The sequence below is a fragment of the Cryobacterium algoritolerans genome (assembly GCF_004402785.1).
Classification (GTDB): domain Bacteria; phylum Actinomycetota; class Actinomycetes; order Actinomycetales; family Microbacteriaceae; genus Cryobacterium; species Cryobacterium algoritolerans.
Map to the genome: position 1 here is coordinate 56,939 of NZ_SOFP01000079.1, position 14,426 is coordinate 71,364.

Genomic DNA, 14,426 nt, shown 5'->3' on the forward strand with positions numbered 1-14,426 from the left:
GTGGTGCGTGGACGGGACGGTGGTGCGGAAGTCAGGCGTCGTGCTTGTGCTCGTGGTGGCCGTTGAAAACGTCAGGGTCGAGCACGAGGCTTCCGGTGGCGGTCGTCGCCCCTGCCCGCGCGGCGCGGCGGGCCTTCAGGGTCGACTGCAGGTAGTGGAACACGGTGGGGATCAGCGTGATCAGGACCGCACCAAGCAGGATCAGGTCGATGTAGTGGCTGACGAAGTCGCGAACGGGCGGGATGTAGCCGAGGAAGAAGCCGGCGTAGGTCACTCCCGCGCCCCAGAGCAGCGCGCCGGCAAGGTTGTAGACCGAATACCGGCGGTAGTCCATCCGGCCGACGCCTGCGGCGACGGGCGCGAATGTGCGCACGATCGGGACAAATCGGGCGACGATGACGGCGAATCCGCCGAACCGTTCGAAGAACGCATTCGTGCGCTCAACGTTCTTGACGCTGAACAACCCTGATTCCTTGCGCTCGAAGACGCGCGGCCCGAACGTGCGGCCGATCAGGTAGCCGCATTCCCCGCCGAGGAACGCGGCGAAGCCGATGGCCAGGGCCACCCACCAGATATCGATCTTGATGGCTCCGCTGAAGGTCAGGATACCGGTGATGACGAGCAGGGTGTCGCCGGGGAAGAGGAAACCGACCAGGAGCCCGGTCTCGGCGAAGATGATCGCGCAGACGCCGAGCAGCGCCCATGCACCGAACCCGTCGATCAGATACTTCGGGTCAAGCCACGGGATGAGGGCCGCATGAATCGACGCGGTGTGAAACAGGGCGGTGTGAATCACGAATGAGTCTCCAGTCGGTGGCCACAACGGCCGGGCGGCGGTGATCGTGGATGCTGTGATACAGGCTATCCCGAGATTACTTGAGAATCCCGTGTGCGCCGGTCAATGAACATCAGACTTCGGGGGCGACGTCATCCACTTGTGCCGGGGCGGAGAGGGGTGCGCGTTCGGCACGCCAGGTGCGCACGCCGAACACGATCGACGCCGCGATGAACAGCCCGGCAATGAGATAGGCCGCGCTCCTGACGCCTGGGATGGCCGCGGCGAAATAGCCGGTGAGGGTGAGTCCGACGCCCCAGGCGATCGCGCCCACCAGATTGCTGCTGAGGAACTTGTAGTAGTTCATCCGGCCGACCCCGGCGATCACCGGCACGAAGACCCGCGCCCAGGGCATGAATCGGGCGATCACCACGGACCACCAGCCGAAGGAGCGGTAGAAATGTTCGGTCCTGGATATCGCAACCCTGGTGCGCCGCCCGCCGTGCCGGTCGAGGTAGGAACGGCCGAAATGGCGCCCGACAAGGAATCCGACCTGGTCGCCGAGGAACGCCGCGAGCCCGGTGCCGACTGCAAGCACGACGATGTTGAGATTCGTGGTCGAGGCCGCGACCAGGCCAGAGCCGAAGAGCAGGGAATCCCCGGTGATGAAGGGAATGAAGACGCCGAGAAAGACCGCAGTGCCCGCGAAAACCAGGGCCCAGACAAGCAAGTAGAAGACGATCGCCCCGGTATCCGCGAGCAGATCACTCAACTGACCGTCCAGCACTGACGCATTGTTCATGTGCGGGAGAGGGGACTTGAACCCCCACGCTCGAAAGCACAGGAACCTAAATCCTGCGTGTCTGCCAATTTCACCACTCCCGCGACTGCGGTTCCAGTGTAGTTCGTGCGCCGGCGGCCGTCCGGGCCGGTCTGCTGTCGGAGGACCGGTCAGACGGGCGATGGGCGGCCGTGCAGGGCCTGCCGGAAGGAGTCGACCTGGTGCCGCAGCGCCGCGACCAGGGTTGCTACGGCCGGTTGATGCAGGGACTCGGGGCGGAGCACCATCCAGTACTGCAATTGCTCGTTGAACTGGGCGGGGAGCAGTCGCACCAGGTCGGGATGCTGGTCGGCCATGAAGCATGGCAGGAAGCCGATGCCGGCGCCGGCCCGGGTCGCCTCCACGTGCACGAAGACGTTGGTCGAGCTGAGCGAGGCGCGCATCGACGGGACCAGCCGGCGCGGGGCATCCAAATCGTCGACCAGCAGCATCGAATCGACGAAATAGACCAGCGGATGCTGCGTGAGCTCGGCCACGCTCCCCGGTGTTCCCTTCTCGGCGAGATAGGCGCGGGACGCGTACATTCCGAGCCGGTAGTGGCCGAGCCGCACCGCTTCGGCCCGGTGTACCTGTGGTTCGCCGACCACCACCTCGATGTCGAGGCCGGAGCGGTGCTGGAGGGCGCGCCGGGTCACCGTGACTATTTCCACCCTGAGGTTCGGGTGGGTACGCTGCAGTGCGACGACGGCCGGGGCGGCGATGTAGGCGCTGAAGCCGTCGGTCGCGGACATGCGCACAACACCGGACAAGTGGCCGGGCTGTCCGGCCGCCCCGTTCAGCACAGCCACGGACGCTTCGACGTTCTCGGCCGCGTCGAAGGCCCGTTTGCCCAGTTCCGTCAGCTCCCAACCGCCCACGGTTCGGGAGAGCACGCGGCCGTCGAGGGCCTTCTCCAGAGCGGTGATCCGACGGGCGACAGTGGTGTGGTTCAACCTGAGGCTGTCAGCGGCCGCGGTGAATCGGCCGGTGCGGGCGACCGCGAGCAAGACCAGTAGGTCGTCGGGATTGGGTGACCGTGACGGCGGCGAGGCGAGGGTCATATCTGCAATTATGCACATGCCGTGTGGAGAAGTGGCTATTGATGCACAAAAGGTCTCCGGGGATACTCAGTGGAGCCGGGTTGGGCGGAACTCGAGCCCAGGCAATCCACCACCAAGTGTCAGCGACGACACCGAAGGAGACAGACATGAGCGTCAATCAACGCCTCGGAGTCGGGATACCAGGAACGAGCGGGTCCAGTCAGGACAGTCCGGAAGAGAAGTCGGGGCTACGCAAGATCGTCGCGGCGTCGATGGTCGGCACGATCGTGGAATGGTACGAGTTCTTCCTCTACGCCACGGCGGCAAGCCTTGTTTTCGGCAAGTTCTTCTTCCCCAATGCGGGCAGCGAACTTGACGGCATCATCGCCGCATTCCTCACCTACGCCGTGGGTTTCATCGCCCGCCCGCTGGGCGGCATCGTCTTCGGCCAGATCGGTGACCGCCTCGGCCGAAAGCACACCCTTCAGGTCACGATCATCCTGGTCGGCGCGGCGACGTTCCTGATGGGCTGCCTCCCGGGCTACAACAACATCGGCTATTGGGCCCCCGCGCTGCTCGTCATCCTGCGCTTCATCCAGGGGTTCGCGGTCGGCGGCGAATGGGGCGGCGCCGTGCTGCTCGTGGCCGAGCACAGCCCGAACAGGACTCGCGGATTCTGGTCGAGCTGGCCTCAGGCGGCCGTGCCGGTCGGTAATCTGCTCGCCACCCTCGTGCTGCTGACCATGTCCTGGATCCTTCCCGCCGAGCAGTTCCTCGGCTGGGGCTGGCGGGTGGCCTTCTGGCTCTCCGCGATCATTGTGGTGATCGGCTACTACATCCGCACCCATGTCAGCGAGGCGCCGATCTTCCTCGAAGCCCGCGCGCAGGTCGAGGCGGAGAAGGCGATCAGCTACGGCGTGATGGAGGTGGTGCGCAAGTACCCAAAGGGGATCCTGGGGGCCATGGGCCTGCGCTTCGCCGAGAACATCCTGTATTACACGATCGTCAGCTTCTCGATCGTTTACCTGGTCACGGCACACCAGTACAACACGAGCCAGCTTCTGCTCGCCCTGTTGCTCGCCCACGTCGTCCACTTCCTCGTGATCCCGCAGGTCGGTCGGCTCTCCGACCGGTTCGGACGAAAACCGGTCTATCTCGCCGGTGCCGTGCTCGGATCGACCTGGGCCTTCTTCGCCTTCCCGATGTTCGACACGCTGAACCCGGTCGTCATCGTGGCGGCCATCACCATCGGTCTGTGTTTCCATGCGCTGATGTACGCCGGGCAGCCCGCGATCATGGCCGAGATGTTCCCGACCCGGATGCGTTACTCCGGGGTGTCCCTCGGCTACCAGGTCACGTCGATCCTCGCCGGCTCGATGGCGCCGATCATCGCGACGGCGCTGCTTCAGCAGTACAAGTCCTGGCTGCCGGTGGCGTTCTACCTGGTGATCGCCTGCTCGATCACCGTCGTGGCCGTGGTCACGCTCAAGGAGACCAGGGGGATCTCGCTGCGCGAGGTCGACGCCGAGGATGCCCGTAAGCATGGCTTGGAGCCGACCCGGGTCGTCGGCTGACACTGACTGCCGAGTGACCTTGCCCCGCACGCCCACGCCAGCCCGCACCATGAAGGATCACTCGATGACAGCAGCACCAGAGGTTGTTTCACCCAAGGACGGGGGCTGGACCGGGCCCCTCCAGGGCCGGCGAGCCCTCGTCACGGGGGGAGCGAGCGGAATCGGCGCGGCCACGGTCCGAGCGCTCGCGGCCCGAGGTGCCCACGTCGTAGTGGCCGACATCGACCAGGCCGGGGCGGCGGCGCTCGCCGCTGAGGTCGGCGGGTCGAGCTGGGCGGTGAACCTGCTGGACCCGGCCGCGCTGACCGAGTCCGAGCTGGCTCAGCGGTTCGACGGCGTTGACATCCTGGTCAACAACGCGGGAATCCAGACGATCAGCCCAATCCAGGACTTCGCGCCGGAGGACTTCCGCCGCATCATCACGCTCATGCTGGAGGTTCCCTTCCTGCTGATCCGGGCGGCGCTGCCGCAGATGTACGAGCGCGGTTTCGGACGAATCATCAATGTCACGTCGGTGCACGGCATCCGGGCCTCCCCGTTCAAGGCGGCCTATGTTGCCGCCAAGCACGGACTGGAGGGCCTCTCCAAGGTGACCGCCCTCGAGGGAGGGGAACAGGGGGTGACCAGCAACTGCGTCAGCCCCGGCTATGTGCGCACGCCCCTGGTCGAGAAGCAGATCAAAGACCAGGCGCTCGTGCACGGCATCCCGGAGGCGGAGGTGCTCGGCCGGATCATGCTGACGGACAGTGCCATCAAGCGGCTGGTCGAGCCGGAGGAGGTCGGGTCGCTGGTGGCCTGGTTGGCGTCGGCCGACGCTGCCATGGTCACGGGCTCCAGCTACGGGATGGACGGTGGCTGGTCCGCCCGCTGAGTTACGCAGAAAACACCCTCGCCATCGTGGCGAGGGTGTTTTTTCCGCAATCGAACGAGGTCAGCTGAGTCGGCTGTGGATAAGTTCTCCGGTGCAACGCCCCGGTGCACCATCATTCAGGGATGAGCGAGGCCGTGCGCATCATCACCGAGCAGGTCCGGTCTCGGGTGCGCCGTGACGGCGTCGATCTCTCGACCGACCTGCTGCTGGCCGAGAAGTACGTGCACGACGAGTTGCAGCGCTACAGCGAGCGGGCCCTCGGTTCTTCCCTTCCGCTCATCCCCGACGAGCGCCAGGCGGCCAGGGAGGTGGTGGCGTCCCTGACCGGTTTCGGGGCCCTGCAACCGTTCCTCGACGACCCGGGCATCGAGGAGATCTGGATCAACGCGCCGTCAAGGGTATTCGTGGCTCGCAACGGGGTTCCGGAACTGACCGACATGGTGCTTTCCGAACGGGAGGTGCGGGACCTGGTCGAACGGATGCTGCAGGCATCCGGCCGCCGGGTCGACCTGTCATCCCCGTTCGTCGATACGAACTACAGGTTAATTTCACACTGATTCAGACGCCCTGGACAGCGCGAAGTTATCGCGGGAATGGACTCTCCGGGTCTAGGGAGACGGTTTGGTCTCGGCAGCCAAGTAGGGTCAGGGTGTCCGTGTATTCGTCTACCCGACGTCCGGAATGTGCGCGACTTCCGTGAAAAGTCAGAGGTCGCCGCGGTATCGATCTACAAACAGGAGACTCTATGACGCCGATTCTTGATGCCCTACTCAAAGACTCGGCATACAAGCTCATCCAGTTCAAAGAAGAGCACGTTTTGGCGCTTGAGGCTCGGATTACAGTCCGAGAGCGCCGTGGAAAGCTCGTTCCTTTCGTGGTCTGCCACATCCGACAGAAAGAAATTCAGCTGACTCCGGAGGAAGCGGTTAGGCAGCTCTACGCCGAATACCTGACTCGCGATCTTGGGTACCCCGTCGCTCGAATTGAATTCGAGTACTCGGTTACATTCGGTCTTGAGAAAAAGCGCGCAGATATTTGTGTCTTCGACAAGGACAACCCAACGGCGCCTTACATCATGGTCGAAGTGAAGAAGCCAAAGCTCAAGGACGGAAAAGAACAGCTCCGAAGCTACTGCAACGCGACCGGCGCCCCGATCGGTGTTTGGACCAACGGGGATTCATACTCGCTGTATCACCGTAAGGACCCGAATTACTTCGAGGACCTGTCGGCACTGCCCACAGCAGCGGAAAAACTGTCCGACATTCTCACAGAGCGCTGGACCATTCAGGATTTGATCGTCAAGGACAAGTTGGTGAATGAACGCAAGTCGCTGAAGGCTTTGATCCTCGAGATGGAAGACGAGGTTCTTGCCAACGCCGGAGTGGACGTCTTTGAGGAGGTCTTCAAGCTCATTTTCACGAAGCTGTACGACGAGATGGAGGGCGGGCGAGATCATGCCCGTCACTTGGTGTTCAAGAACTACGGTGACACCGACACTGAGCTCAAGGCCAAGATCCAGCTCCTCTTCGAGAAGGCTCGGGGAAGATGGGAAGGCATTTTCACCGACGACTCGAAGATCCTGCTTTCGCCTAGTCACCTCGCCGTTTGCCTGTCCTCCCTGGAGGGCGTCAAACTGTTCAATTCAAACTTGGACGTCGTTGATGAAGCCTTTGAATACCTTGTCAGCAAGTCCAGCAAGGGAGAGAAAGGCCAGTACTTCACTCCGCGATATGTCATTGACATGTGCGTCAAGATGCTGGATCCGAAGGAGTCCGAGACCCTCATTGATACCGCGGCCGGTAGCTGCGGCTTCCCCGTCCACAGCATCTTCCATGTGTGGGACAAGATCCTGGAAGATGAGGGTCTCAAGAAGGGGCACCTGTTCACATCTGACGCGAAGCCTGCGCGCTGCGAAGACTACGTCGAAGAGAAAGTGTTCGCCATTGACTTCGACGAGAAAGTGGTTCGAGTCGGTCGAACCCTCAACCTGATCGCGGGGGACGGTCAAACGAACGTTCTTCACCTCAATACCCTCGATTTCGAAAGATGGGACGAGAGAACCGCGGATGAAGCTTGGAGCGACGTCTACTCCGCCGGCTGGAAACGGCTTAGAAAACTGCGTAGCTCAAGAGGGCAGAATCGAGATTTCAATTTTGACATCCTGATGGCCAACCCTCCCTTTGCAGGAGACATCAAGGAATCGCGCGTTCTCGCGAAATACGAGCTAGGCAAAAAGCCCAACGGCAAGTACAAGACTGCGGTGAGTCGCGACGTTCTGTTCATTGAGCGGAATATGAACTTCCTCAAGCCGGGTGGCCGAATGGCTATTGTTCTGCCCCAAGGAATCTTCAACAATGGAACAGATCGACATATCCGTGATTTCATTGCCGAACATGGGCGAATCCTCGCCGTTGTTGGACTGCACGCGAACACGTTTAAACCTCACACCGGTACGAAGACCAGCGTTCTGTTCCTGCAGAAATGGGACGATACTTCATGCCCACGCGTTGAGGACTACCCCATCTTCTTCGCGACCATGCTTGAACCGAGCAAGGACAACTCAGGCGAGAAGATCTACGTAACAAATGCCGATGGATCACCCGTGCTGGATGAGCACGAGCACCTCATCGTCAAGCACGACCTCTACAATCACGGAGGACTCACCCAAGACGGAATCGCTGAAGCGTTCGCCGTCTTCGCGAAGGATCAGGAATTGAGCTTTGCGTCATGAGCTCCCCGTCGAAAGGCGTACCGGGCAAACCGAATGCACTGGCAACGGCAACGGTGCAGTTCGCCGAGACAGCCGCCAACAAGGATTTTCGAATCGACAGTGAATTCTGGACACAGTCTCCTCAGAGGAATCCCAAGCTGACATACTCGCCAATCGGGGACTGTCTCCTGGTCTCTCAATACGGCGTTTCGATGGCCATGAATGAATCAGGTGAGGGCTCGCCGATATATCGCATGGACGAAATTCACAACATGATTTGTGATTTCGAAGTCGGAAAGTGCGCTCAGCTTTCAGACAGTGAAGTTGAGCGACACACGCTCAACGACCGCGACGTCCTGTTCAACCGGACGAATTCCTATGAATGGGTCGGGCGAACTGGTGTCTATCGCTCCACAGGTGACGAAGCCTTCGTCTTTGCGTCCTATCTGGTTCGTTTCGTCCCTGACGCGGCAAAGCTTCTGCCCGAGTATCTTGCGGCGTTCCTGAGCTCGAGGTTCGGTGTAGCCGACATCCGCAGACGATCTCGTCCGTCGATCAACCAAACCAATGTGAATCCTGAAGAAGTCAAAGCGATTCCCATTCCCCTTCTTCATCTCGACACACAAAGCAAAATACGGGCGCTTTTCGATGAAGCGGTAGCAGCCCTACTTGAGGCAAGGGCGGTCTATGACGAGGCCAGCTTGCTCCTGGCAAGCGTAATTCAGGGCACGTGGACAGACGGCGAAATACCGTCGGTCAACGTCGTCGGATTTTCGTCCTCATTCGGCCTGAACGGACGCATTGACGCGGAGTACTACCAGCCACGGTACGAAGGAATCGAAGCTCAGCTACGTGCCTCGCCACTCGGAGTCGATCTTCTGACCGATGCATGCGAAGTCTCAGAGGAAGGCTTTGTCCCGATTCCAACGGTGAGCTATCGCTACATCGAGTTGTCAAACATTGACAGCACCGGAAGTATCATCGGCCACACGGATGCACTTGGCTCTGACCTCCCGACTCGGGCACGGCGACGAGTGAGATCTGGTGATGTGCTCGTGTCGTCAGTGGAAGGGTCGCTTGGAAGCTGTGCCATGGTGGGCGACGACTACGACGGTGCACTTTGTTCAACCGGGTTCTACATTATTCGCCACAAGACGCTGAGCCCAGAGGCGCTTTTGGTGCTGGTGAAGTCACCGCTTGTTCAGTCAATGCTCAAGCAGGCCTGCTCTGGAACGATTCTTGCGGCTATGACCCTGCCAGAGTTCAGGGGAGTCATCCTGCCCCGCCTGGACTCTGACACTCAGCTGCAGTTGCGCGATCTCATCCGCAGAAATCGCCAAGCGAAAACGCTGAGTGCTAACCTGCTGACGCTCGCGAGACAGACAGTTGAATGCGCCATCGAAACCGATGAGGCGACTGCAGTTGAATTCCTCCAGACGGAGTACGCGGCGCAGCACTGCGACGCCACGGTTCCGGCGTAACCGCGCAGAGCGGGCACGGCTCTCAAGACCAGGTGACGGCCCAGAGACTCGCTGCCCCGTGGCCCTCGCGATCAAAGCGACAAGCTGTTCCCGGCCGGGTGGGCAATCGCCTGGCCGGCAGGTTCCTAAGTATTCGTACTCTGATTATTCGCGGATCGATCAGAGCAGTCATCTATTTGGGTGATCGTGCAATCTTGATCGGGTCCTTCCCAATGATGAGCCCGACTTTGCTCCGTTGGTCGCGCTCCTTTGAATTACGGCCGTGTGCGGTTCACGAGGTAGTCATAGAAACACACGGACTTTGACCACTGTGTCGACTCTGAAACCGAGCCATTGTCCAGGAGCGCGGACTTTTCAAGCAAGAAGTCGTGAAGCACCAGCTGGTTGACATTCTCCGGTGCCAGGGACGGGATCGCATAGAGCACATCATCCAAGTTGCACACTTCGATGAGCTTCTCGATCGTCTTGTGTTCGGCCACCAAACGTTTGGCTTTCGTCTCGAAGTATCCGGTAGATGGTCGCCACGCATCCAGCCCCAAACTTGCTCGGACCTTGATGGACGCGTCGATAGTGTCGGGGTCGATGATCTCTCCCGCGTCGGTCAGCCGGCCCGCTCCTCTCAAGAATCTGAAGATCGGGGTGTGATTTCTCCCGCCGCCAAGCATCCGAGGCAAGACACGGTCAACGATCAACCCGAAGTCCTTCTCGTTCAAGCTCGGAGTTAGGACATCGAGAGCAATGTCCTGTCGGGTTAGACCCACAATGCCCTGTGTGGAGAACTGCTGGATTGCGCCTACCCCGATCACGACGTCGACCGAGGAGGCGTCTTCATCACCGCTCAGGTTCGACACGTATACGGTGTTGGTTGTCTCACTGGTCAAGACCAAGTTGTAGACGTGCTCCTTCAGATGACGCAGGATTCGCGCCGGAAAGCGTCTCTTCAGTTGCCCCAAGACTGTGAAGAGCTCCATGTAATCAGGGACAGTGACTATCTGAAGGGGAATCGGCATACCGTCAGCTGCGAACGTCCCCGTTGTGAGAGTCGCCTTCGAAACGCTCGGATCCCACTGCACGAAAATGAGCCTGTCCCTCAACTCATCCAAGTTGTCTGTGGTCAGGACCGTCGCAATGCTCACGAGAATTTCACGAATGTTGCTGTCGTTGAGCGAGTAGCCAATGAAGATGATGGGATGTTCCACGAAGACAGTCAGGAGCTTGGCCGCCAAATAGGGGTTCCTCGCTCGGAACCGGTCGTAGTCGGCCGTCGTGAGCACCAACGACTCTGGCGCCTCACAACTCCCGTGGATCTTGTAGATCTCCGCAACTCCCTGCGGGTTTCTGAACAGAAGTTCGTCCTGGCCTACGAAGACCTCGAAATCTGGAAAAACCGATTCCAGGACGGAGTCATAGTTCGTTGTAATGACCCCCTCCAAGACTGCAGCCTTCAGAGCGCCGAGCTCCAACGCCTGCGGTCCGTCCGTGGGTAGTCTGTCCACGGCCTTTGAGAAATGCTCTGCAACCTCAATCTTGAGAGCTGACTCCCGAGTCTTGGGGTTGGGGTACTTGGCTCTACTCGGCGCGTATTGCGCGTCGTCCCACCAGATTTCGTGGAAGTCTTCCGCGATCAGACTGGCGATGGCAGCCGGGTCACCGTTCGCGCTTGCCGAGTAGCGTGCGATCGAGCTTTGGGTCTTGTCTGCGAACACGCCAAGCAGGCCGTTCCAGTCCTCGCTTCCGACGAAGCGCCGCGAGAATCCACTCCCGATGAATAGGAACGGCGCTGTCGAGAATTTGCCCAAGTGGCCGGCCAGTTCCTCGCTGAATGTCATGCCCCAATCGTGGCATGCGAAAAAGCAGGATCCGTGGAGGAATCGTCGGGTTCAGCTTTTGCGAAGTACGCCCGCAAGGAAGCCATCACCATCAAAATCGAGCGAGGACAGCTTGCAGCCGATGCAGTGTCCCGCCGGGCCTCCACGCACGAATCTGTGAATATCCTGAGTGCCGCGACGGCTGCCCCAGCTGTGCTTGACGACAGGGTCCTGATCCTGTCATATTCAGAAAGCCGGGGGATGGTTCGTACCATCCTGGGGTGGTTCACGAGTTGACAAAACATTCATGAGAAAAAGATTCGCGCCTACGAAGAATTCGTATGGGCCCGCAATGGTGTGCGGGAATCAGACTCCAGAGGAGTAATTCATGAATGTTCCCATTGGCTCGGTCAGACTCGCTGTCGCAGACCGACTTGTCATGCCCGACCTGCAAGCAATCGAGCAGCACAGCAACCATGTGATCTCGCACGATTCCAAAATTGGGCGCGCTCTGGTCGAAGTCTTCGGTCTGGACGTGTTCGCGAGTGCTGTCATCCGCATCGAGCGCATCCACCACCTTGAGGCCCAGCAGAACGACTAGGTCGAAGACCGTCCGGCCTTGACGCGCGGCAAGGAGTACTCGCGGTCTAAGCGAGATCGCTTCTGTCGTGCGTCTTTCCGTTCGGTCGCTTCCGAGGCTGCGACGCTGTCGCATGATCCTGGCGGCGGCGGCGTCGCGACGACTAGTGCACCCTGCTGCTAGGAGATCCCGGCTCGTAGTCCTCACTTCTAGAGAGGACGGGCGTCGAAGCGCTTACAGTCGCGCTACGCGCGTAGAGCTCGGGGTTCGACACATCCCAAATGCACCTAGAGGAAAGGATCTAAATTGAAGAAGAAGCAGCGCAAATCCAAGAAATCGGGCCACCAGAAGAAGTTCACGGTCTCGAAGCCGGCCGTTGCAGTCTTGCCCGACTTCATCATTCACGCACGGGAGATCAGACGCTCCCGCGGGATTGCTATGGGCATGAATCGTATGACGGCCGTCAAGCGTGGACCCCGTGTCTGTGGCCGCCAGATCATCTCCCGACAGCACTACCTAAACGGCGAGATTCCTATGAGGATGCGCCTCCAGACAGGGCCTGACGGAAAAGTTCACCGCCATGTCACGTACGGCAATCTCCTGCGTTGTGGATCCTTGTGGGTATGCCCTCACTGCGCTCTCCTAGTCGCTGCGCATAGGCGAGCAGAAATCACGAACATCGTAAAGACCTGGATGGACAAGGACTACCCAGTGCTCTTTCTCACGCTCACCATGCGGCACAGCGGCCATGAGCGCCTGGACGATCTGTGGGACGCGAAACAATCCGCCTGGGAGGCCGTCCAGAAAAGTGGAGCCTGGAAGACATTCAAGAAATCCCTAGGGTTGACGGGCTTTATTTGCGCCACAGAGATCACTTATAGAGATCCAAAAATCGGTGGAAAAGGCTGGCATGTTCACATCCATGTCCTTCTCTTCATGACCAACGCCATCGAAGAGAAAGAAGACCTCGACGCGATGCGCACCAGTCTCTTCAAGAGCTGGGCGAATAATCTCGCGCAGATGGGCATGGAATCCCCGGAGCTTGATCGCGACGATGGGAAGCCACTCGGTGCCGATCTACGGCGAATCAAAAAGGGACGGATTGGTGACTATTTCAAGAAAAGCGCCTACCTCTCAAGCCCCGAAGGTGTGGCATTTGAGCTTTCTTCAGGGAACACCTCAAAACACGGCCGAGGAGAGCAACACAAGAACAGGACGCCCCTGCAGCTACTTCAGGGAATGATCGACCGTGAAGTTCAAAAGGGACGCGGCAACGGTATCTGGTTCGATCTCCCTGGTCGCAAGAACGACCCGCGCTGCATGGTGACGTATGAGGGCAGCGATCGATTCATTCTTCACAACCCCGGCAAAGTTGGAGCGGTGCTTGAACAGGAGGGGCTGCGCCAAATTTTCGTGGAGGGTGAGACGGGAGAGGTCTGGGAGCGCGACGAAGTAGTGATGGATGAACTCCCGATGCTTGGTGCCTATTCCGCATGGTTTGAGTTTCAGACCGTAGTGGCCGGTTTCAGAAGCTCGAACGATTCTCGTCTGACGACAAAAAAATCGCGCCAGCAGATCACAAGATCCCAGAGAAAATCTGAGGCCGTCCTAAGGCGTCCGCTGACGGAGCCTGAGTCGCTTTGGAATCGTGCGCTCGATTCCGTTGGCGATGAAGTCACCGACGAGGGAATCGTCCTCCAGAATCGCAGCGGCGTTGACCATGCCCTCATATCAAATTCACACTGGATCAGGGTTCTTGCTACAGATGACGCAGCGCAGATTCGCTTACAGGAAGCTCTCGAAATTAGCGATTGGGAAGCGAAGCGAGTGGCAGCAGATCTTGGGATTACTCTCAGCTTCGTTGACGAGTCGACGCCCCTGCGTGCAAAGCCGGACAAGTCTGATCGTCAGAAACGCCGTGTCCTCGATGAGATAGAACTGGCCCGGGTGACCAGGACAGCACGAACACTGAAGCGGTCATAGGACACGTGCCTGTTGAGCGCCATGAAGCGTCTCGCGTAAGTCTGGTCTCTTATTACCAAGTCCAGAACGCCTAAGGAGCGTCGGACGCTATCGCTCCGCTATCGCTCCCGACGCTTCGACTCTCGTGGGGCTTCGGTGACCCGCGGATGCCCCGTGAGGCGCTTCGGGGCGTTCTAGCTTCGCTATACGCGTTCTCGATAGATCGGGCGCTCAGTCGCCGATGAGCGTGCCTCGAGTCAGTTCGGTGAATCACGAAATGCTTTTCTAACTGGGCTGACGAGATAGACGCTACAAAGAGCTAGTCGAGAAAGCGACTTTGATCAGGATAAATGATCGAACCATAATGAATCGAATGGAAAAAAATGGCTAACCAAATTATCCCCGTCGCTCCCCAGGATCTTGTAATCGTTGCCTCAGGTGGGGAAGTCCGAGAGCTCACCGTCTTCGGTTCAGACGATGTGAAGCAGACGCGCAATGGAGTAGAGATCGTGCAGCTACGTGCGACCGTCCTACTCCGAGGAATGACCCTCGGCGAGGTGTCTCTCCAGACCTCCAAGGCTGACTTCAACGGCCTCTCCTCTGGTGACGTGTTCGTGACGCCTGATGAGGGTGAGATCAAGTTTGCCGGCACGTCAGATGACTGGGGCCTCCGAACGACTGTCTACGTACCAAGCCTGCAGTCCACCGGTATCAACGCCTGGCGTGCGATCGGCGACGCAATCAAGCGCGGCCAGCAGGCAGCGAAGTAGCAAGCAGGCAACAATCCGGGGTCTCTTTCGAGAGG

General features: G+C 59.5%; 12 protein-coding genes and 1 tRNA gene. 8 read left to right on the forward strand and 5 right to left on the reverse strand.

All coding sequences use genetic code 11. The features are described from left to right. Positions 1–31: 31 nt before the first annotated feature. From E3O19_RS16095 to E3O19_RS16110, 4 genes are all read right to left on the reverse strand, one after another. Entirely contained in the window at positions 32–763 is a 732-nt protein-coding gene (locus E3O19_RS16095) for a DedA family protein (protein WP_134569368.1), read from the reverse strand. A gap of 145 nt (positions 764–908) precedes the next feature. Then, positions 909–1,577, reverse strand: coding sequence for a DedA family protein (locus E3O19_RS16100; RefSeq protein WP_174776951.1), 669 nt, complete (start codon positions 1,575–1,577; stop codon positions 909–911). A 1-nt stretch (position 1,578) separates the two neighbouring features. Then, a tRNA-Leu gene (locus E3O19_RS16105) sits at positions 1,579–1,660 on the reverse strand. A gap of 66 nt (positions 1,661–1,726) precedes the next feature. After that, on the reverse strand, positions 1,727–2,656 hold the full coding sequence (locus E3O19_RS16110; RefSeq protein ID WP_241981441.1) for a LysR family transcriptional regulator: 930 nt from the start codon (positions 2,654–2,656) through the stop codon (positions 1,727–1,729). Positions 2,657–2,802: 146 nt separating this feature from the next. Between E3O19_RS16110 and E3O19_RS16115 the strand changes: the two genes are divergently transcribed. From E3O19_RS16115 to E3O19_RS16135, 5 genes are all read left to right on the forward strand, one after another. Beyond that, positions 2,803–4,209, forward strand: a complete 1,407-nt coding sequence (locus tag E3O19_RS16115; RefSeq protein WP_134569303.1) for an MFS transporter — start codon at positions 2,803–2,805, stop codon at positions 4,207–4,209. A 64-nt stretch (positions 4,210–4,273) separates the two neighbouring features. Then, complete coding sequence (locus tag E3O19_RS16120) at positions 4,274–5,080, forward strand: 3-hydroxybutyrate dehydrogenase (RefSeq protein WP_134569304.1); 807 nt, start codon at positions 4,274–4,276, stop codon at positions 5,078–5,080. Between the two features lie 122 nt (positions 5,081–5,202). Beyond that, positions 5,203–5,637 carry a hypothetical protein gene (locus E3O19_RS17970; RefSeq protein WP_174776952.1) on the forward strand — a complete coding sequence of 145 codons (435 nt, stop codon included), beginning with the start codon at positions 5,203–5,205 and terminating at the stop codon, positions 5,635–5,637. Positions 5,638–5,825: 188 nt separating this feature from the next. Then, positions 5,826–7,811 carry a type I restriction-modification system subunit M gene (locus tag E3O19_RS16130; protein WP_134569305.1) on the forward strand — a complete coding sequence of 662 codons (1,986 nt, stop codon included), beginning with the start codon at positions 5,826–5,828 and terminating at the stop codon, positions 7,809–7,811. Continuing rightward, entirely contained in the window at positions 7,808–9,271 is a 1,464-nt protein-coding gene (locus E3O19_RS16135) for a restriction endonuclease subunit S (protein ID WP_134569306.1), read from the forward strand. The genes E3O19_RS16130 and E3O19_RS16135 overlap by 4 nt, the downstream gene beginning before the upstream one ends. A gap of 254 nt (positions 9,272–9,525) precedes the next feature. Here E3O19_RS16135 and E3O19_RS16140 read toward each other — a convergent pair whose 3' ends face one another. Further along, on the reverse strand, positions 9,526–11,100 hold the full coding sequence (locus E3O19_RS16140; RefSeq protein WP_134569307.1) for an SIR2 family protein: 1,575 nt from the start codon (positions 11,098–11,100) through the stop codon (positions 9,526–9,528). 367 nt (positions 11,101–11,467) lie between these two features. On the opposite strand from E3O19_RS16140, the gene E3O19_RS16145 reads away from it, so the two are divergent. From E3O19_RS16145 to E3O19_RS16155, 3 genes are all read left to right on the forward strand, one after another. Beyond that, positions 11,468–11,680 carry a hypothetical protein gene (locus tag E3O19_RS16145; protein ID WP_134569308.1) on the forward strand — a complete coding sequence of 71 codons (213 nt, stop codon included), beginning with the start codon at positions 11,468–11,470 and terminating at the stop codon, positions 11,678–11,680. Positions 11,681–11,965: 285 nt separating this feature from the next. Further along, on the forward strand, positions 11,966–13,642 hold the full coding sequence (locus tag E3O19_RS16150; RefSeq protein ID WP_134569309.1) for a protein rep: 1,677 nt from the start codon (positions 11,966–11,968) through the stop codon (positions 13,640–13,642). Positions 13,643–14,004: 362 nt separating this feature from the next. Then, positions 14,005–14,391: a hypothetical protein gene (locus E3O19_RS16155; RefSeq protein WP_134569310.1), complete on the forward strand. Its 387-nt coding sequence runs from the start codon at positions 14,005–14,007 to the stop codon at positions 14,389–14,391. The last annotated feature ends 35 nt before the right edge of the window (positions 14,392–14,426 follow it).

Coding starts and splice junctions, on each gene's coding strand:
- E3O19_RS16145 (WP_134569308.1), top strand. CDS start 11,468: ATGAATGTTCCCATTGGCTCGGTCAGACTCGCTGTCGCAGACCGACTT.
- E3O19_RS16100 (WP_174776951.1), bottom strand. CDS start 1,577: ATGAACAATGCGTCAGTGCTGGACGGTCAGTTGAGTGATCTGCTCGCG.
- E3O19_RS17970 (WP_174776952.1), top strand. CDS start 5,203: ATGAGCGAGGCCGTGCGCATCATCACCGAGCAGGTCCGGTCTCGGGTG.
- E3O19_RS16140 (WP_134569307.1), bottom strand. CDS start 11,100: ATGACATTCAGCGAGGAACTGGCCGGCCACTTGGGCAAATTCTCGACA.
- E3O19_RS16135 (WP_134569306.1), top strand. CDS start 7,808: ATGAGCTCCCCGTCGAAAGGCGTACCGGGCAAACCGAATGCACTGGCA.
- E3O19_RS16120 (WP_134569304.1), top strand. CDS start 4,274: ATGACAGCAGCACCAGAGGTTGTTTCACCCAAGGACGGGGGCTGGACC.
- E3O19_RS16155 (WP_134569310.1), top strand. CDS start 14,005: ATGGCTAACCAAATTATCCCCGTCGCTCCCCAGGATCTTGTAATCGTT.
- E3O19_RS16115 (WP_134569303.1), top strand. CDS start 2,803: ATGAGCGTCAATCAACGCCTCGGAGTCGGGATACCAGGAACGAGCGGG.
- E3O19_RS16130 (WP_134569305.1), top strand. CDS start 5,826: ATGACGCCGATTCTTGATGCCCTACTCAAAGACTCGGCATACAAGCTC.
- E3O19_RS16110 (WP_241981441.1), bottom strand. CDS start 2,656: ATGACCCTCGCCTCGCCGCCGTCACGGTCACCCAATCCCGACGACCTA.